Source organism: Synechococcus sp. OH20, assembly GCF_047502685.1.
Classification (GTDB): Bacteria; Cyanobacteriota; Cyanobacteriia; order Thermostichales; family Thermostichaceae; genus Thermostichus.
The window spans coordinates 1-17992 of sequence record NZ_JANSIQ010000006.1 but is presented as its reverse complement, the minus strand read 5'-3'; the positions used below and the strand labels follow the sequence as shown (position 1 = coordinate 17992).

Sequence of the window (17992 nt, the reverse complement as noted above, 5' to 3'; positions counted from 1 at the left end):
CCCAGGCCATCTCCTATCCCGTCAGCGGTGGGGAGAGCGCAGCGGGATCCCATTCTTGTCCTCGGAGCCGGTCTGATGGGGCGCCTGTTGGCTGCCACCCTGGTCGAGGTCGGGCATTCTGTCCGCATCGTGGAGGCGGCTCCTGCCGGTGCCGTCGAGAGCAGTGCTGCCCATTTTGCCGCTGCCATGCTGGCTCCCCTGGCGGAGTCTGCCGTCGCCGAGGCCAGCGTAGTAGCGCAGGGGTACTATGCCCTCTCCCGTTGGCCCTCCCTTTTGGCCAGTCTGCCGCAGCCGGTTTTCTTTCAGCAGGAAGGCACTCTGATCCTCTGGCACCGCCAAGATGCGGGGGAAGCCAGACGCTTCTCATCCCTGCTAGCTGCTGTGGGGGAACGCCTTCCCCATCTCCCCAAGCCCCAGCCTCTGGATGCCCAGGCTGTAGCTGAGCTGGAGCCCTCGCTGGCCGGGCGATTTGGGCAAGGCCTGTATCTTCCCCAAGAGGGCCAACTGGATAACCGCCAACTGTTGTCGGCTCTGCTGGCCAAGCTGCGCCAGCACGAGGTGGAGGTGGAGTGGAGTTGCCCCTGGGATCTGGAGCAGGCGGAAGCCTGGCAGCAACAAACCGGCGGGTGGGTTTTGGACTGTCGCGGCCTGGGATCCCGAACAGAATGGGGTGGGCAGTCACCGCTGCGGGGAGTTAGAGGTGAGGTGGTACGTCTGTATGCCCCGGAAGTAGCTTTGCGGCGCCCGACCCGGCTGTTGCACCCCCGCTACCCGATCTACATCGCTCCCAAGCCGGGGCACCTGTTTGTGGTGGGAGCCACCGAAATTGAATCCGAGGATCGCTCGCCGGTGAGTGTCCGCTCGGCTCTGGAGCTGCTCAGCGCCGCCTACGCCGTCCACCCTGCCTTTGCCGAAGCGCGTATCCTGGAATTAGGCAGCCAATGTCGTCCCACCTTGGCGAACCACTTGCCAGCCGTGGTGGAGTGCGCGCCTCGCCTGTTGCAGATCAACGGCCTCTATCGCCATGGCTTTATGATCTCCCCGGCTATCCACGATGCCGTCTTGGAGTATCTTCACCACGGCAGTTGCCGCCTTGCTCAGGAGTTGGGGATCCCTTTTCAGGTACAGGCTGCCCCTCTTGCCGGTGAATCCCTGTCGCCATGCGTGTCTTGATCAACCAAAAGCCTTACGATTTGCCGGAGGGCACCACGCTGGCCGAGGCGATAGCCCAGGTGGAGATCAGTGGCCCTTTTGCGGTGGCGGTTAATCTAGAGTTTGTGCCGCGCGCCCAGTACGAGCGAACTCGTCTGCAAGAAGGCGACCAGGTGGAGATTGTCGCGCCGGTTGCCGGCGGCTAGTGCCCGACTGCCTCCCCTCAGATCCCGCATTTTTGCCCCTCAGCGATGTCCACTCTTCTTCCTGTCTCCCCCTCGACTCAGGCCGATGAGGATCCCTTGGTGCTCTACGGCCAAGCGCTGCCCAGCCGCCTGATGCTGGGGACGGCTCGCTACCCTTCGCCCGCCATTTTGGAGCAGGCGGTGGTGCGGGCACAGCCCTGTTTGTTGACCGTTTCCCTGCGGCGCCAGGGGGCGCTGGGGTCGGAAGCTTCCCAAGGGTTTTGGGCCCTGCTCCAGAAGCTAGGGATCCCGGTTCTGCCCAACACCGCCGGCTGCCACAGCGTGCAGGAGGTAGTCACCACAGCGGAGATGGCGCGGGAGGTGTTCGGCACCAACTGGATCAAGCTGGAGCTCATTGGGGATGACTACACCTTGCAGCCGGATCCGGTGCAACTGCCCACTGCCGCTGCCGAACTAATCCGTCGCGGCTTCAAGGTTCTGCCCTATAGCACCGACGATCTGGTGCTGTGCCAGCGGCTCTTGGATGCCGGTTGTGAAGTGGTGATGCCCTGGGCCGCTCCTATTGGCACCGGCAAGGGCCCCCTCAACCCCTACAACTTGCGCTTGCTGCGAGAGCGGATTGAGGCACCGCTAATTGTGGATGCCGGTCTAGGCCTGCCTTCCCACGCCTGCCAGGTGATGGAGTGGGGCTTCGATGGGGTGCTGTTGAATACAGCGGTGGCCTTGGCCCGGGATCCGGTGGCAATGGCCGAGGCCTTTGCAGAAGCAGTGCGCGCAGGCCGGCGAGCCTACCTGGCCGGCGCGATGACCCCCCAGGAAGCGGCTCAGCCCAGCACACCGGTTCTCGGCACCCCCTTCTGGCACCAAGGGTGAGCAGCTTAGGCGGCAGGCTTTTGGGCCTGGATCACCTGCAAAGCCCCCCCGGCGTGCAGGGTTTGCCGGACGGATTGCCAGCCCTGCTGCTGCAAGTACTGCGGCAGATCCAACTTGAGCAAGTTCCAGGCGGTCTCGGTTTCAAACAGGGCCAGAAAGAGGGCCAGCCCAGGCCACATCCAAGGTTGGCAAGGCGCGTGCAAGTCCAGGATCAAAAGCCCTCCCCCCGGCTTGAGCACCCGCCACCCTTCGCGCAGCACCTGTTCCAGGTCAGGAAAAGGCAGCTCGTGCAGGGCCAAGCTGGTGTGCACCCAATCAAAGCTGTTGGCAGGAAAGGGCAGATCCTGGGCAAAGGCTTCCACAAATTCCACCTTGGGGAGGCGTTGGCGAGCTGCCGCCAGGGCTTTGGGGGAAGCATCCAGGCCGACAACGTTTTGGCTCAGCTCGGCTAGGATTGGAGTCACTTCGGCAGGGCCACAGCAGAGATCCAATACCCGCTCCTGGGGCTGGATGGAGATCCCTTGGAGGGGCAACCGGCGCAGTCGCTCATATCCCCCCACTGCTAGGGCAGCCGCACGGCTGATGCTGCGGTAAAGCCAGGGAGAGCGGTAGCTCCAGTCGCGCAGGAAGGTGGCCATAGGCAGGGATCCCTTGGGGCTTTTCCAGCCTACCTGTGAGACGGCTCCCCTGTCTCCTTGCTGTTGTTGGCCCTCACCCCCAACCCCTCTCCCAGAGGTCACCCAAGCGCTCCGCGCCGCTCACGCGACCACCCCCAACCCCTCTCCCAGAGGTCACCCTCACCCCCAACCCCTCTCCCAGAGGGAGAGGGGAGTTGGCCTGGCTATTTTTGCCTAATGTGGAACTTTTTTCTGCCGGCAATCGTCTAGGCCGACAAGGCATCTTGGGCCTTTTCTCCACCCACCTGCTGGTATGACTCAGTTTGAGCTGCCTCCTTCCCCTTCCGCAAGGCCTGGCCGGCACAGCGTGATCTGGCTGGTGGCTGCGGCGGGGCTGACAGTCTTGCTCTGGCGGTTTCCCTGGGGCAATTACCTCCTCTACCCCTTTACTTTGTTGGCCACCTGGTTTCACGAGATGGGCCATGGCCTGATGGCGCTGCTGTTGGGGGGGGAGTTTCATCGTCTTGAGGTCTATCCCGACGGCTCGGGGCTGGCCATTCACAGTGGCGAGCTGTTTTTGGGGCGGGTGGGGCGGGCCTTGGTGGCGGCTGCCGGGCCGATGGGGCCGCCCATAGCTGGGGCCCTGTTCATCCTCACCTCCCGCCGCTGCAGCACAGCTCGGCTGGGGCTGGTATTTTTGGGATCCCTGTTGTTGCTCTCGACGCTGCTCTGGGTGCGTTCCCCCTTTGGCCTTTTGTTCCTCCCGGCCATGGGTTTGGGCATCCTGGCAGTAGCTCGCTGGGCTGCCCCTTGGTTACAAAGCTTTGCCCTGCAATTTTTGGGGGTGCAAGCCTGTGTGAGCACCTATCACCAGCTCGACTATCTTTTTATGGACGCTGCTGTCATCGACGGGCGGCTGATCCTCTCCGATTCCAGCCAGATTGCCCAAAACCTGTTTTTGCCCTACTGGTTCTGGGGAGGGGTGATGGCGGTGTTTTCTTTGGTTCTGCTGATCACCAGCTTGCAACTGGCCTTTCGCGACTAGGGGGCAAAGCCGCAATTCTGGAAGTGATTGTTGTCACCTAAAAATCCGTCGCCCATCACTGCCCAGCCGAAAAAACCGCCGCTACAGTAGGGGGCATGAGGAGTGTGGGAGCGGATTATGTGGCGAGACGTTATTGGACTGGCTCTGGCGGCTACGCTGCTGTTGATCAGCAAAACGGCGGCCGATACCCTCGGCCAGAACCAAGAGCCAACTCATTCTGCTCCGCTGCAAGATCAGCTGCTGCAATAAAGTTGTGCTGCTGCGATCCCAAGCCGTCATTGCGTTGCCGTTTTGTGCAACACTCATCCTAAGAGAATCTGCAGAGCCTTTTCACTAGGCTTGGGATCCCGATGCGCATAGCCCTGTTTACGGAAACGTTTCTGCCCAAGGTGGATGGCATCGTTACGCGGCTTTGCCACACGGTGCGCCATCTGACGGCCCGCGGCAACTCGGTGCTTATCGTCGCGCCTCAGGGGGCGCCCAGGCGGTTTGCCCGGGCGCGGGTTTACGGGATCCCAGGCTTCCCCTTGCCTTTGTACCCGGAGTTGAAGCTGGCTGCTCCCGGCCCCGCCATCGGCAGGGTGCTCAACCGCTTCCGACCGGATGTGATCCACGTGGTCAACCCGGCGGTTTTGGGGTTGGGGGGCCTCTACTACAGCCAAGCGATGGGGATCCCGCTGGTGGCCTCCTACCACACCCATCTGCCGAAGTATCTGAAGCACTACGGGCTGGGCTTTCTGGAGGGAGTTTTGTGGAACCTCCTCAAGCTGGGGCACAATTTGGCGCGGGTCAACCTCTGCACCTCGACGGCGATGATGCAGGAGCTGAGCGCCCACGGCATCGAGCGGGTGCAACTGTGGCAGCGGGGAGTGGATACGGAGCTGTTTCACCCGCAGGCTGCCGACCCAGAGATGCGGGCCCGCCTTACGGCAGGGCAGCCGGAGCGGCCGCTGTTGCTCTACGTAGGTCGGCTCTCGGCGGAAAAAGAGGTGGGGCGGATCCGGGTGTTGCTGGAGCAGATCCCGCAGGCGCGCCTGGCTATCGTGGGCGATGGGCCGGAGCGGGGATCCCTGGAGCAACATTTTGCCGGCTACGACGTGGTGTTTACAGGCTATTTACAGGGGCAAGACCTAGCGGCGGCCTTTGCGTCCGCGGATCTGTTCGTGTTCCCCTCCCGCACCGAGACGTTGGGCTTGGTCTTGTTGGAGGCCATGGCTGCCGGTTGTCCGGTAATCGCCCCCCGCTGCGGCGGCATTACCGATGTGGTGGACAGCGGCCGCAACGGCTTTCTGTTCGATCCGGACTCCGACAGCGACTTTGTCCAGGCCACGCGGCAGCTCTTAGAGGGCACCGGGCAGCGGCAGCTCTTCCGGCAGCAGGCCCGGCAAGAGGCTGAGCGCTGGAGTTGGTCGGCGGCCACACAACAGTTGGAGGAGTACTACCGCACCGTCATCGCCGATGAGGACTCTGGCCGAAGAGCACAAGCGGGATCCGGCAAGAGCGCAGGCAGCGTCTGAACAGATTGCACACTCAGTGGAGCGGATCAGAGGATTGCTCCTTTGGCCCAACTCTGGCAGGTGAGCGGGGATCCCGGCCAGATTTAAGATAGGAATGCGTCTTCAGCCCTTGTCTTGTTGCCTGACCCCCACCCCCTGCGCATCAGCCTGTTGCTGGATTGGGAGCCGCCAGCAGAGGAACCTCTGGCTTGCGAGGACTGGCTACCCCCGCAGCGTTTCGTCGTCGAGTGTTTTCAGGATCAAGCGGCCTTTCTAGAAGCCCTCAGAAAACAAGACGGCCATGTCGATTGCTTGGTGCTTCTGGTGGATCCCGGTCGGCTGCAGGAGTTGCACGATCTGGGTAATCAGCTCTGCGCCTGGGGGCTTCTGCTGCCGACTGTGTTGGCCATTGTGCTGGAAGAATCCCATCTGGAGACCGAAGAACACTCCTCTCGGGTAAAGGCATTGCTCAAGCGGGAGCAATTTTTTTACCACAATGCCACCCTTGTTCGTCCCATTTCGCCGCAAGAGCTGAAGGGACAGGCGCGGGCCGACTGTTCCGGATCCCCTTCCGTCTTAGAGCTGCTGGTGGATCGGGCCATCGCCTTGTTTCTACAGATGTCTCCCACCTGCGGTCTCCCGCAGGGCCCAGTGCATCCCAGCGATCAGCCCTACCTGGCTTACAGCAACCAACAACAGCGACGGCTGGCGGAGAAACTGCGGGAACGGCTGGGCTATGCCGGAGTGTACTATCATCGTGACCCAGAGCTGTTTTATCGGCGCCTCCCACCCCACGAGCAGCGAGCCTTGATGCAGCGGCTGCGCGGCCTGTACCAAACCATTGTCCTGGAATACTTTCAGTCTCCTGAGACCGCCAATGCCCGCATCGACGAGCTGGTGGCCCTTGCCTTCTTTGCCGACATCGGCGCTGCTCAACTGCTGGAGCTGCACATGAACTTGATGGAGGACTTTGCCAAACAACTGAAACTGGAAGGCCGCAGCGAAGAGATCCTGCTAGACTACCGCCTCACCCTGATCGATGTGATGGCCCACCTGAGCGAAATGTACCGCCGCTCCATTCCCAAACCTGCCCCAAGGGATCCCTGATATGTCCACTCGCAAAGCCTATGTCCTCAAGCTCTACGTGGCGGGCAACACCCCCAGTTCTCTGCGTGCCCTCAGCACCTTGCAAGACATCTTAGAAAAGGAATTCCGCGGCGTGTACAGTCTGAAGGTGATCGATGTCTTGAAAAACCCGCAACTGGCAGAGGAAGATAAGATCTTGGCAACGCCGACCTTGGCCAAAATCCTGCCGCCACCGGTGCGGAAGATTATTGGCGATCTGTCCAACCGCGAGAAAGTGCTCATCGGCCTGGATCTGCTCTACGAAGAACTGGACGAAGAGACTTGAGACAGGCCACGAGGGCAAGGAGAATGGGATGAACCAATCATTGGGGCCTTCTGAGCCAGAAAAGCCACAGGATAACGCCGCAGAGGACTCCACCGAACCAACCACAGACAACCACCCAGCGAGTCTATCGGAGCTGCGTGGGATCCCGAAAAAACAGACGGGCATCGAGGGCTTTGAAGACATCAGCCACGGTGGGCTGCCCCTGGGACGCACCACCTTGGTCAGCGGCACTTCTGGTACCGGCAAAACTCTGTTTGCCATTCAATTCCTTTACAACGGCATCGTGAAGTATCAAGAGCCGGGGATCTTTGTCACCTTTGAGGAAACCCCCGCCGATATCATTCGCAATGCCTCCAGCTTTGGCTGGGATCTGCAGGCTCTCATCGACAGGGGCCAACTGTTCATCCTGGATGCCTCCCCCGATCCCGAAGGCTACGAGGTGAGCGGCAATTTCGACTTGTCGGCCCTTATCGAGCGCATCCAGTACGCCATCCGCAAATACAAAGCCAAGCGGGTCTCCATCGACTCGGTGACGGCCATCTTTCAGCAATACGACCCTGCCGGCGTGGTGCGGCGAGAGCTGTTCCGCCTGACGGCCCGCCTCAAGCAGGCCAATGTCACCACCGTCATGACCACCGAGCGCACCGACGAGTACGGCCCCATCGCTCGCTACGGCGTGGAAGAATTCGTCTCCGACAACGTGGTGATCCTGCGCAACATTCTGGAAGGCGAGAAGCGGCGGCGCACCATCGAGATCTTGAAGCTGCGGGGCACCACCCACATGAAGGGGGAATATCCCTTCACCATCACCAACGACGGGATCAACATCTTCCCGCTGGGGGCCATGCAACTGACGCAGCGCTCCTCCAATGTGCGCGTTTCTTCGGGTATCGAGAAGCTGGACGAGATGTGCGGCGGTGGCTTCTTCAAAGACTCGATTATTTTGGCCACCGGCGCCACCGGCACGGGCAAAACCTCGCTGGTGAGCAAATTCCTAGAGCGGGGTTGTCTGGATGGGGAACGCTGCATTCTCTTCGCCTATGAAGAATCGCGGGCGCAGCTTTCCCGCAACGCCTCCTCCTGGGGCATTGAGCTGGAAGAGTTCGAGCGGCAGGGCCTCCTTAAGATCATCTGCGCCTATCCGGAGTCGGCTGGCCTGGAAGATCACCTGCAGAAGATCAAAACGGAGATGATGGCCTTCAAGCCCTCTCGCATGGCCATCGACTCGCTGTCGGCGCTGGCGCGGGGGGTGAGCCAAAATGCCTTCCGCCAGTTTGTTATTGGGGTAACCGGCCTGGCCAAGCAAGAGGAGATCACCGGCTTTTTCACCAACACCACCGACCAATTCATGGGATCCCATTCCATCACCGAGTCCCACATCTCCACCATCACCGACACGATCATCCTGCTGCAATATGTGGAGATCCGCGGCGAGATGGCCCGCGCGCTCAATGTCTTCAAAATGCGGGGATCCTGGCACGACAAAGGGATCCGCGAGTACCTGATCTCCAATGCAGGCATCCAAATCCGCGATTCCTTCCGGGGCTACGAGCGCATCATCAGCGGCTCCCCGACCCGCATCAATGTGGACGAGAAAAACGAGCTTTCCCGGATTGTGCAAAACGTCCAGGCCCTCGAGGAAGAAGGGTTTTGAGTGGCCACTGCCAGAGGCGCCGTTTTCACTCCTGATTTCGCTACCGGAAAGGACATAGAGTGGAAAGCATAGGCAGTGGCTGTGAGAGTATGGCTCCTTCACAAAGACGGCGCCGGCGACTTCGATTTGGGATCTGGGCCATGGTGGCCATCCTGGCCGGGTTTGTGGGATCCCTGCTGGCGGGATCGGCACAGAAGCTGGGGGCACAGGCACAGCAGGGCCTAACTCAAGCCCAACTGGAGCAGGCTCAATATGTGCGCAGTTGTGGCAGTTGCCACGTGGCGTTGCCCGCCCAAGTGTTGCCCACCGAAACCTGGCGACGGCTGCTACAGGATCCCAGCCACTATGGCCAGCAGATCCAGCCCCTGAGCGGCGTGGCTTTGCAACTGGCCTGGGGTTATTTGCGGCCCAACTCCCGCCCTCTGCGACAAGGAGAACAGGTGCCCTACCGCCTGGCCGATTCTCGCTATTTCCGCGCCTTGCACCTGCAAGTGGAGTTTCCCACCCCTGTGCGGGTCAGTGGCTGCGTGGATTGTCACCCCAAAGTCAATGCGGGAGATTTTGCCAGTCTCTCGCCCCAATGGCAATCTTGAGGGGGCACAAGTGAACCTGGACGCCATTCTGGCCGGATACGCCCAAGGCTACTTCCTGATGGCCGACGAAGAGACGGGATCCCTAGCTTGGTACGGCACCGACCGGCACGCCGTGATCCCGCTCGACGAGCGATTCCACTGCCCCCGTTCGTTGCGGCCTTTGGTGCGCAGCGGTCGTTTCCAGGTGCGGATCAACGACGCTTTTGAGCAGGTGGTAGAAGGCTGTGCCGCTCGTACCCACACCTGGATCAGCCGTGAGCTGAAGCAGATCTACGCAGCTCTGCGCCGGGCCGGCTTTGCCCATAGCTTTGAAACCTGGCAGGGAGACACCATAGCAGGCGGGATCCTGGGCATTGCCCTGGGGGCAGCGTTCATCGGCGAGTCCATGTTCTACCGCAGGCCCAACGGCTCGAAGGTGGCCCTGGTGAAGCTGGTGGAACACCTGCGGGAGCGGGAATTTCGCCTGTTCGACGCTCAGTTGATGAACCCGCACCTAGCCCGTTTTGGCGCCTTTCTCATGGATGGCCAAGACTACCTGAAGCTGTTGCAGCAGTGCCTGGAGATCCCTTGTCGGTTTGATTGAACCTGGAATTCCAAACACTGCAGCGGCTCCCGGTAGAAAGTGGGATCGGCCCCATTCTAAAGAACCACCAGATGGACATTGTTGTAGGGTTAAGAAGAGCTTTTTACTGCCGTTGAGATTGCCATGAGCCAAAAGCTGCTGTTTGTGTGTCTGGGCAACATCTGCCGTTCTCCTGCTGCCGAAGGGATCACCAACTACTTGCTGCAGAGCAGCGGCCACGCAGAAGCCATTATCTGCGATTCGGCAGGTACAGCCGCCTATCACATCGGCAGTCCCCCAGATCGCCGCATGCAACAAGTTGCCCAGCGCTATGGACTGGAGCTGCACGGCCAAGCCCGGCAAATTCATCCTTTGGATCTGCGGGAGTTCGACCTGATCCTGGCTATGGATCGGCAAAATTATCGCGATATCCTCAGCCTCGATCCCCAGAGAAGATATGCCGACAAGGTGCGCTTAATCTGTAGCTACTGTCGTTCCCACACCGATGAAGAAGTTCCGGATCCCTACTACGGGGGCGAGGCTGGGTTTCACTACGTGATCGAGCTGCTCTGGGACGCCTGCAGCGGCATACTGGAATCCCTGATCCCCGGGATCCAATGCCCGCCGCTGCCCAGCCGCACCTGAACGTAATCGATCAAGAAAACAACTACCACCTGAGCAGATTAAAGCTCTCCATGTCGATGGTGGCCCGGTTGCGGTAGATCCCCAACACAATGGCCAAGCCCACTGCCGCCTCGGCAGCCGCCACGGTGATGACGAACACCGAAAACACCTGGCCGCGAATCAAGCTGGAGTCAACAAAGTTGGAGAAGGCCATAAAGTTGAGGTTCACCGCGTTGAGCATCAGCTCAATCGACATCAACACCCGAATGGCGTTGCGACTGACGATCAAGCCGTAGATGCCGATGCAGAAGAGAACTGCCGCGACCACCAAGAAAAACTGCAGTTGCAACATCCCAAGAGGCTCCAGTGGATACAGATGAGAGGGGTGTGAGGAAGACCTTGAGCTGTATGGCCGAGAGCAGACAGCCTTAACGGGTGCTCACCAGCTCTGCTGGGCGTTCCGACTCCGATTCCAGCCGGGGCCGAGCCCGCTCCAGCAAGCTGAGATCCCCTTCTTGGGCTTGGGGGATGACAAACTCTCGACGCGCCAGCACAATGGCCCCGATCAACGCCATCAGCAGCAAAACAGAAGCCAGCTCAAACGGCAACAGATAATCGCTAAAGAAATGCCCGCCAATCACCAAAGCACTGCTCGTGGGCTGGATTGGCTCCAACTGCCAGGGGGTATTCAGGGCCATTGCCGTCAGGAGGGCAAACAGCCCCAAACACACCGCCGCCGTCACCCCATTGCGCAGCCAGCCCAGTTTCAGAGGAGCAAAGGTGTAGCGCCGGTTCACCAACATGATGGCGAACAGGATCAACACATTGACCGCGCCGACGTAGATCAACACTTGGGCGGCAGCCACAAAATCGGCATTCAAGAGAAGGTACAGCCCGGCCATGCTCAGGAAAACGCCCCCCAATAGAAAGCCGGAATAGACGATGTTAGGGGCCCAAACCACTCCCATGGCAAAGCCGATGGCCATCGCCGAGAGCACCCCAAAGGTAACCAGTTGCACGCCTTCTGCAAGGGTCATGGGATCTTCGTCCTTAACAAATCGCTATCGTTGCTCCCTTACCACTGTACTGCCCTGGCGGATTTAAGAGAAGCCCAACCCCCTTGTTCAATCGATAGAGAAATCTCTAGAGTTGGGTCTCACCAACTGCCGCCTGCTCCGCCGCCGTCACTGCTGCCGCCCCCGAAGTTTCTATCTCGGTCTCTGGTGTCATAATCGCTGTCATCAGGCTCTTGGACTTCAACTTCTCGCTCCGTTCGGTATTGGCAGAGAGGGCAAGTCAAGGTTTCTCGTCTGAAGGTGTAGGGATAGATGTTTCTCCTAATAATCTCGGTTTGGAGATCAAGGGTAAGAGCTTGACACTGAGGGCAATAAAGGTGGCGATAAGATTTATTTTCGCGCACGACCACGGCCATCCCCTGACAGGCGGGGCAAAACCAGCCGTAGTAGCGAGCTCTGCGCCGGCTTTTGGCCAGGCGATGCGCTGGGGGAAGTTGCCCATCGAGAATTTGGGGCTGGATGGGGCGCATGGGCCGACCGCAGCTTTGACACACCACCGGCTGAAACGGGATCCCACGCTTCGAGCCCAAGATGCCGTCGGTGGTCACAACTGCCAGGAAGGGCAGCACCAGTACCAGCCAGTTACCGCTGGCCGACAACAGGAAAAGACCAAGGCAGAGGGAGCCAGAATAGAGAAGCAGGCGAACGGGGTCGCTCTGCAGCGAAGAGAAGGCAGCCATTGTCCCCTGCTCGCGGCGTGTCAGCGACAGGACTTTCGCTCCTCCCCGCTCGGCCTTGAGATAGACCGGCAGGCGGGAGCGCTGCCATCCCACTCCGAGAATGATGATCCCCAAGAGCAGCAGGATCCCTTCCAGGGAGCTTTGAGCAGCAGCCAGGGATCCCGTTCCACCTGCTCGAGGAACGGCTGCATTGGAAAGGGCGGTGGAAGCCTGAACCTCGGCAACCGGCTGCCCCTGCAGCACTGCGGTTAACTGCCGTACCCCCGCCAAGGTGCCGCCATCGAAATCCCTATTGCGAAACTTGGGCAGGATCTGCTGGTCGATAATCTGCTGAACGCGGCTGTCGGGAAGGATGGTGACCAAACCCCTGCCGGTTTCAATTTCCACCCGCCGATCCCCTACCGAGATGAGAAACAACACGCCGTTGTTGCGACCGGCCTTGCCAATGCCCCAGTAGTTAAATAGCTGCGTGGTGAACGCTTTCGGCGTGGCATATCCCTGAGTATTGGGTACCGTCACCACTGCCATCTCGGCACCGGTACGCTGCTCAAGCTGGGTGAGGAGACGGTTTAGCTCGCTTTCAGTGCTGCTGCTGAGGATATCGGCGGTGTCGGAAACCCATCCTCCATACTGGCGGCGGGGGTTGGGCACTTGTTCGAGGGTAATAGCCCAAGCGGGCTGCGGGATCCACAGCGATACACTGAGCAAGACTGCCGCCCAAACTTTTGGCATGGCTCACCTGGCTGAGCGCTGCCTTGGTTTTAGCACAGCCCCTTCGGATGGAGATGCATTTGCAACACGGAACTGTCTAGAGGCGTCTTGACAGCGCCTTTACGAGCTCGTTTGTGGACTGCGTAAGAATCCCCCCCCCCTTTAGGCGGTGGGAGTGTCAAGAACGCAACCACTTCCAAAGTTATCCCGAATACCAATGAGACGAACACCCCCTCACCCCTAACCCCTCTCCCAGAGGCACCCAAGCGCTCCGCGCCGCTCACGCGACCACCCCCAGCCCCTCTCCCAGAGGCACCCTCACCCCCAGCCCCTCTCCCAGAGGGAGAGGGGGGAAGTGGATCTTGCCGTTCCCTATCACTCAGGGTCAGCTATCCCCGCCGGATCCTCCCAGTGAAGCGGATCCGGCCAGGTTTCTTCTTGCCATTCCACCTCAAAGCACTCTTGGGCCATTTGGAGAAAATGTTCGATCAGTTCAGGGATCCCCGGCGCTGTGGGGCAAAGGTCGTACACGCCAATCACCTGAGAGCCGGGCAGGTATCGTTCCCACAGCTCGAAATTGGGCCGCAACAGGAGGGATCCCTGTTGCAGGATCCCCCAGGGTTGCCACAGTTGGGCGTTGCCCATCAGCTTTTTGCCCTGCCAGCTCAGATCGGCGCGGGTACGGGCGGCGAAGCAACTGACTTTGTTGTGGTAGCCCGGGTCTGGGGTTAGGCGGTTCTGGCCAGCAGGTCGGTCGTGAGCAGAAACGCGTGGATCCACCGCAATGCCCAGCGCCGCCAGGCCCTCTACCCAAAAGCGGCAGCAGAAGTCGTACACGCAGGCCCGCTGCAAACGGGGCAGCCGACGTTGGAGGTAAGAAAGGGGCAGCACCAAGCTGTAGGTCAGCTCCGCTGCCTCTTCAGCCGCCTGGTGCAACACCGCCCGTCCGCCGGTGGGCCGGCGCACCACTGGGATCCCTGGCGCTGAATCGGGCCAGGCCTGGTGCCGCCCTAGGGAGAGGGTGAGCCGATCCCAGCCGTAGAAGCGCAAACAGGGCCTGGGAGCATGGCGCAGCCGCTGCAAAAGCCAGGCATCTTGTTCCATCTGCCAGCCGCCAGGAGCCACGCGATAGGGCAGCCAAGCTCCCTGGGATCCCATCTCAAGCGGGGGGAAACTCTGCTCGCAGCGGCTCGTCGTACTCATCGGCCAGGCTGGCCACAATGGTGACGGCCCGCGAGATCTCGCCCGCACTGATCCCCTCGAGAGTGCGGTAGTGGTTGAGGACTACTTGGTTATTCCAGATGCAAAAACGGGCTTCCAGCGTGTCGCTCCAATTTTTCTCCAGCAGCTTCTGCATGAGCTTAGCCGGCTCCGCCACCGGCAGAGAGAGAACGGGAGACCACACCAACAGAGTATCTTCGGGGGATTCGCCGCTCAGGTGGACGAACACTTCCGCAGTGCCGTAGGTGAATTTCCAGGTGTGACCCTGCTCGTGGTTCTCGTAGGCGGCATCTTCCTTGAGGCTGGAAACCACCGCCGAGACGACCTCAACATAGCGAACAGGTTCCTCCAACACCGGAAAAACCTCTGGAGAACGGTCAATGAGCGGCTCGCTGTAGGCCATGATCTTTCCCCTACTCCCTGTCTAACCACCTTAACTATACTGCCTAGCCCTCCCACCTACCTGCCATGCTGCCGGATCCGGCTCAGGCCAGAATAGGACTGTTCGCGGTTAGGAAGGTTGCCTATGCCCCAGATTGACGTTCAAGGACGCACCCTCACTTGTGAGGCGGGCGCCAACCTGCGCCAGGTGCTGCTGCAAGCCGGGATCCCGCTCTACAACCCGCCGGCTCATATCCTCAACTGCCGCGGTCTGGGCACCTGTGGCACCTGTGCCGTACAGATCGAAGGGGCTGTTTCCCCCATGGGCTGGCGAGAACGGGCCCGCCTGTCTTTGCCACCCCACCAACTCCCGTCCACTGCGGCGGCCCAGGGCGGCAACGGGCTGCGCTTGGCCTGTCAGGTGCAGGTGCTGGGAGATCTCAAAGTCACCAAATGGCCGGGCCTGTGGGGACACCGGATCCCGCCCGCCTCTCAAACCTAAGGATTCTAAAAAAACCTGAGGGAAGCCCTATGGAAGCTCCATCCCACCCCTCCCAAAAGGCTGTCGGCATTGTGGGAGCCCTGCCGGAAGAAGTGGCCATGCTCACCCAAGCAATGGAGATCCATTCTGTCCATACCCATCTGGGGCGGCAGTTCCATCAGGGATCCCTGGCCGGACAACCGGTGGTGGCGGTTCAAGGAGGGGTGGGCAAGGTGCGGGCGGCAACTACGGCAGCCCTGTTGGTGGCCCACTTCCCTTTGCGGGGCATCATCTTTACCGGCGTGGCCGGCTCCTTGGCCGATCACCTACAGATGGGAGATGTGGTGCTGGCCCACACTGCCATCGAGCACGATTTCGGCACCGGACGGCCCGAAGGCTTTGTCCTGGGGATCGACTTTATTCCCGAGCTGCGCCACCCCCTGGCTGAGGCCGACAGTGCCCTCTACGACTTAATCGTGGCCCACCCGGAGCGGATCCCTCTCCACCCTCTGCAAGGTCGGGATCCCATCATTTATCAAGGCTTGGTGGCCACCGGCGATGTGTTCGTGGCCGACGCCGAGCTGCGCCGCCAAATCCGCGAGCGCACCGGGGCTCTGGTGGTGGAGATGGAAGGGGCGGCTGTGGTGCGGGTGGCACAAGAAGCCGGGATCCCTTGTCTGCTGGTGCGCTCGGTCAGCGATGCAGGAGACGACGCCGATTTCTTGAGCTTCTTTCAGACGGCGGCGCTCAATTCGGCGGCAATCGTCCACACGGTTCTGCAAAGCCTGCCCCAGACCTTGCTGTAGCCCGGCTGGACAGAGCAGAGGAGGAGTTGGGCTTGGCCGCGCTCACGTCAGTTGTTCATCTCCCGCTCCAGCTTGGCCATCGCGATCTGGCTTTCCAAGCGGGAAATGCCCTCGCGGATAGCTGTCGCCTGGGCCTCAACCTCGTCCAGGGAGCGACGAACCGCCTCTGCGGCACTCATGTGTTGGTTCCGCTGCACCAAAGCCTGGCGCGCCAGTTCGTCCTGGTCATGTTGGCTGGCCTTCTCGGCTCTGACAAACCAATCCTCAGCCTTTTGCAGCAGTTGATCGTACTGCCGTTCCAGTTGTTTGCAGCTGGCCAGCGTTGTGGCCAGGCTGCGCCGCAGTTGTTTCAGATCCCGCTCCATCTGGCGGATGCTCGCGTTTTTCTGGCGAGGCTTTTTCCACAACACTTTGCTCAGGCCCACCATCACCACTGCTGTGGCAATGCCCACGCCCGCTGCCGCTGCCGGGTTTTCCCGCAGGAAGGAGCCGTCCAAAACGTTGGATCCCGCAAAGGCCGAGGTTTGCGCGGCTGTCTCCCGAAACTCCCAGGGCATCACCGGATTGCGTTGCTGCCAAAAACCTCGGCGCGCCGCCTGGGCCAATTCTTGAGCTTCCAGGTAGCGCTCCCGGTTGGCCCCGTACAAAAAGCGCTCGTAAACCGCCGCCTGCCCCTGGCGCAACATCTCCAAATTCACCAAGCCCTCAGAGTTGTACACCTGGGCAATGTGCAGCCCTTCCGGCGTGACGTAGAGGGTATCCACCTGCACCAGGGATCCCGGCGGCAGCAGGCTTTGCAAAGCCTCTTGTGAGAGCCGCCCCCAGCGTCCCTGCGTCAGCTCCGGCGCATCCACATAGGCAAGGCGAAAACGGGTGGGCCTGCCGTTCAAGTCTGCCCAAAAGGTGTCCCCATCCACCACCGACCGTACTCGCGCTGTCGCGGAAGATTGGGCCGCTGCAGGGAGGACAAACCAAGTGCCCGAAAGGACAGCCGCCGTCATCAGGAGAGAAGTTCTTGAGGCCATGGGGATCACTCCTATTGTGCAGAACAACAAAAGTTAAGAAATAATAAGAAATGGGGAGGCTGCGGGAACCCGCCAAAAGCCTGAGGCGTCTTCGCAGACTGGCAGAAGCAAATGGGCTGCTGCTTCCTCGGAAAGAGGCGCCAGAGCCAATAACTCACCCGCGTCAGAGAAAGCAACTTCTCTGACGCGGAGCTTGCCCTTCTGCAAAAGTCGGCTCCCAGGATGAGAATTTGGGTTAGAGTCTAGCTCACCTCTTGGGGCAACGTCACAACCCTAGATGGCAATCTTTGTCCAGTTAGCATGAACTACCCCACCGCGCAGGCGGGTGGGGTTTCCCCATCCGCTTTACGGCGAGATTTTTGTCTCTTCCTCTGCCCCAGTTGCTCCGTGGATCCCGTGTACCGGGTCTCTGAAGTAGAGCTGAAGCATCCAAGACTCACGAGGCTGGTTCCCAGCCCCGGTTGCTGATTAGTAGCAACGTTGTAGAAAACCATCACCGTTCCCCTGTCTCGCGGTATCGCAAACCCACAAGCAGAACAGACATGGTAACGGTTACTTGGCTCTGCCCACTCCTTGTGAATCGCACCGCACTGCGGACAGCGCTGAGACGGCTTAAGGGTTTGCGTGGGAAGAAACAAGACCAGACCACCTTTCTGCTCAATTTTGTAGGTCAGCATTTGGTTCAGCGTACCAAACCCCACCGACAAAATAGACTTGTTTAGTCCAGCCTTGCCCCTGGCCCTGCGGGTCATGCCCTTGACGTTGAGCTTTAAGGACTCCGTCCCGCTAACGCGACCGGTTACCCCGATGTCATAACGACGCGCAATCTCTGAGGTAACCTTGTGTTGCCAGTCTTTACGCTGACGGGCAACCTTGGCTTGGAGCTTGGCCTCTAGCCGGTTGATTTTCTTCCATCTCCTAGAAGCCTTCACTCCCTTCCTGGGTGCACGCTTCCGCCGTTTGAGCTTGGCAACCTTGCGAACTTTCTCCTCACTCCTCTGCGTAAACCGAGGATTAGCAACCTCATAGAACTCACTCCCGTCATATAGGGTTATGGCGGTCTCGGTGCCCAAATCGTAGGCAACGATGGACTCATACTTCAAATCTGACTGGGAACCAAACTTAGGCCGAGGTACTTCTACCTCTACAGTGAACGAAGCATACCACTGCCGTAAAGTTGGCTTGTAGACAATAGTTAGCGTGGTAGGCCTCCCCCAGTCCTTGGCTTTGCCCCGCATCCTCAGGGTGAGGCCCAGGTCATTGAGGGTAACGCCACCGTGCTTACCGTTGCTGGCTACTTTCCACCCCGAACTGCTGGGATATGTCCAGCCAGAATACCGCTTGATTGACTTGAACTTAGGCTTTTTACTCAGCCCTT

General features: G+C 60.1%; 22 protein-coding genes. 14 read left to right on the top strand and 8 right to left on the bottom strand.

Annotated elements, in window-relative coordinates; genetic code table 11:
• Positions 1 to 27: 27 nt before the first annotated feature.
• Genes NW826_RS01095 through NW826_RS01085 form a run of 3 tightly spaced genes read left to right on the top strand, consistent with a single transcriptional unit; the run spans position 28 to position 2231 of the window.
• Positions 28 to 1173 carry an FAD-dependent oxidoreductase gene (locus NW826_RS01095; RefSeq protein ID WP_414334880.1) on the top strand — a complete coding sequence of 382 codons (1146 nt, stop codon included), beginning with the start codon at positions 28 to 30 and terminating at the stop codon, positions 1171 to 1173.
• Entirely contained in the window at positions 1161 to 1358 is a 198-nt protein-coding gene (thiS, locus tag NW826_RS01090; protein WP_414334873.1) for a sulfur carrier protein ThiS, read from the top strand. The genes NW826_RS01095 and thiS overlap by 13 nt, the downstream gene beginning before the upstream one ends.
• A 45-nt stretch (positions 1359 to 1403) precedes the next feature.
• Positions 1404 to 2231 carry a thiazole synthase gene (locus NW826_RS01085; RefSeq protein WP_414509227.1) on the top strand — a complete coding sequence of 276 codons (828 nt, stop codon included), beginning with the start codon at positions 1404 to 1406 and terminating at the stop codon, positions 2229 to 2231.
• 5 nt (positions 2232 to 2236) lie between these two features.
• Here NW826_RS01085 and NW826_RS01080 read toward each other — a convergent pair whose 3' ends face one another.
• Entirely contained in the window at positions 2237 to 2869 is a 633-nt protein-coding gene (locus NW826_RS01080) for a class I SAM-dependent methyltransferase (protein WP_414509226.1), read from the bottom strand.
• Between the two features lie 292 nt (positions 2870 to 3161).
• Here NW826_RS01080 and NW826_RS01075 point away from each other — a divergent pair, with 292 nt between their 5' ends.
• The 9 genes from NW826_RS01075 to NW826_RS01035 all read left to right on the top strand — a co-directional run bounded on the left by NW826_RS01075 (position 3162) and on the right by NW826_RS01035 (position 10254).
• Positions 3162 to 3893, top strand: coding sequence for a M50 family metallopeptidase (locus NW826_RS01075; RefSeq protein ID WP_414509225.1), 732 nt, complete (start codon positions 3162 to 3164; stop codon positions 3891 to 3893).
• Positions 3894 to 4010: 117 nt separating this feature from the next.
• Entirely contained in the window at positions 4011 to 4142 is a 132-nt protein-coding gene (locus tag NW826_RS01070) for a hypothetical protein (protein ID WP_414334869.1), read from the top strand.
• A gap of 101 nt (positions 4143 to 4243) precedes the next feature.
• On the top strand, positions 4244 to 5410 hold the full coding sequence (locus NW826_RS01065) for a glycosyltransferase family 4 protein (protein ID WP_414334868.1): 1167 nt from the start codon (positions 4244 to 4246) through the stop codon (positions 5408 to 5410).
• A 114-nt stretch (positions 5411 to 5524) separates the two neighbouring features.
• A complete protein-coding gene (locus tag NW826_RS01060; RefSeq protein WP_414334867.1) occupies positions 5525 to 6496 on the top strand; it encodes a circadian clock protein KaiA in 972 nt (323 codons plus the stop codon).
• Position 6497: 1 nt separating this feature from the next.
• Complete coding sequence (gene kaiB, locus NW826_RS01055; protein ID WP_414334866.1) at positions 6498 to 6800, top strand: circadian clock protein KaiB; 303 nt, start codon at positions 6498 to 6500, stop codon at positions 6798 to 6800.
• A 28-nt stretch (positions 6801 to 6828) separates the two neighbouring features.
• Positions 6829 to 8454 carry a circadian clock protein KaiC gene (gene kaiC, locus NW826_RS01050; RefSeq protein ID WP_414334865.1) on the top strand — a complete coding sequence of 542 codons (1626 nt, stop codon included), beginning with the start codon at positions 6829 to 6831 and terminating at the stop codon, positions 8452 to 8454.
• A 140-nt stretch (positions 8455 to 8594) separates the two neighbouring features.
• Positions 8595 to 9047 carry a hypothetical protein gene (locus NW826_RS01045; RefSeq protein ID WP_414334864.1) on the top strand — a complete coding sequence of 151 codons (453 nt, stop codon included), beginning with the start codon at positions 8595 to 8597 and terminating at the stop codon, positions 9045 to 9047.
• Positions 9016 to 9630 (top strand): leucyl/phenylalanyl-tRNA--protein transferase, encoded by a 615-nt coding sequence (gene aat / locus NW826_RS01040; protein ID WP_414509224.1) that lies wholly within the window; start codon positions 9016 to 9018, stop codon positions 9628 to 9630. The genes NW826_RS01045 and aat overlap by 32 nt, the downstream gene beginning before the upstream one ends.
• 123 nt (positions 9631 to 9753) lie before the next feature.
• Positions 9754 to 10254 carry a low molecular weight protein-tyrosine-phosphatase gene (locus tag NW826_RS01035; RefSeq protein WP_414509223.1) on the top strand — a complete coding sequence of 167 codons (501 nt, stop codon included), beginning with the start codon at positions 9754 to 9756 and terminating at the stop codon, positions 10252 to 10254.
• A 22-nt stretch (positions 10255 to 10276) separates the two neighbouring features.
• On the opposite strand, the gene nuoK is transcribed toward NW826_RS01035, so the two are convergent.
• The 5 genes from nuoK to NW826_RS01010 all read right to left on the bottom strand — a co-directional run bounded on the left by nuoK (position 10277) and on the right by NW826_RS01010 (position 14324).
• Positions 10277 to 10582: an NADH-quinone oxidoreductase subunit NuoK gene (nuoK, locus tag NW826_RS01030; protein ID WP_414334879.1), complete on the bottom strand. Its 306-nt coding sequence runs from the start codon at positions 10580 to 10582 to the stop codon at positions 10277 to 10279.
• 79 nt (positions 10583 to 10661) lie between these two features.
• On the bottom strand, positions 10662 to 11270 hold the full coding sequence (locus tag NW826_RS01025; RefSeq protein ID WP_414334861.1) for an NADH-quinone oxidoreductase subunit J: 609 nt from the start codon (positions 11268 to 11270) through the stop codon (positions 10662 to 10664).
• Positions 11271 to 11389: 119 nt separating this feature from the next.
• Complete coding sequence (locus NW826_RS01020) at positions 11390 to 12721, bottom strand: TPM domain-containing protein (protein WP_414509222.1); 1332 nt, start codon at positions 12719 to 12721, stop codon at positions 11390 to 11392.
• Positions 12722 to 13075: 354 nt separating this feature from the next.
• Positions 13076 to 13903 (bottom strand): lipoyl protein ligase domain-containing protein, encoded by an 828-nt coding sequence (locus NW826_RS01015; RefSeq protein ID WP_414509221.1) that lies wholly within the window; start codon positions 13901 to 13903, stop codon positions 13076 to 13078.
• The gene (locus NW826_RS01010) at positions 13860 to 14324 is read right to left on the bottom strand and encodes a YbjN domain-containing protein (protein ID WP_414509220.1); all 465 of its coding nucleotides are present in this window, start codon (positions 14322 to 14324) and stop codon (positions 13860 to 13862) included. Before NW826_RS01010 ends, NW826_RS01015 begins: the two co-directional genes overlap by 44 nt.
• A gap of 123 nt (positions 14325 to 14447) precedes the next feature.
• On the opposite strand from NW826_RS01010, the gene NW826_RS01005 reads away from it, so the two are divergent.
• Complete coding sequence (locus NW826_RS01005) at positions 14448 to 14804, top strand: 2Fe-2S iron-sulfur cluster-binding protein (protein ID WP_414335870.1); 357 nt, start codon at positions 14448 to 14450, stop codon at positions 14802 to 14804.
• Positions 14805 to 14833: 29 nt separating this feature from the next.
• The gene (locus NW826_RS01000) at positions 14834 to 15589 is read left to right on the top strand and encodes a 5'-methylthioadenosine/adenosylhomocysteine nucleosidase (RefSeq protein ID WP_414509219.1); all 756 of its coding nucleotides are present in this window, start codon (positions 14834 to 14836) and stop codon (positions 15587 to 15589) included.
• Positions 15590 to 15636: 47 nt separating this feature from the next.
• Here NW826_RS01000 and NW826_RS00995 read toward each other — a convergent pair whose 3' ends face one another.
• Both NW826_RS00995 and NW826_RS00990 read right to left on the bottom strand, forming a co-directional pair.
• On the bottom strand, positions 15637 to 16614 hold the full coding sequence (locus NW826_RS00995; RefSeq protein WP_414335873.1) for a PspA/IM30 family protein: 978 nt from the start codon (positions 16612 to 16614) through the stop codon (positions 15637 to 15639).
• 305 nt (positions 16615 to 16919) lie between these two features.
• A partial coding sequence (locus NW826_RS00990) for an RNA-guided endonuclease InsQ/TnpB family protein (protein ID WP_414509218.1) occupies positions 16920 to 17992 on the bottom strand: 1073 nt, incomplete at its 5' end.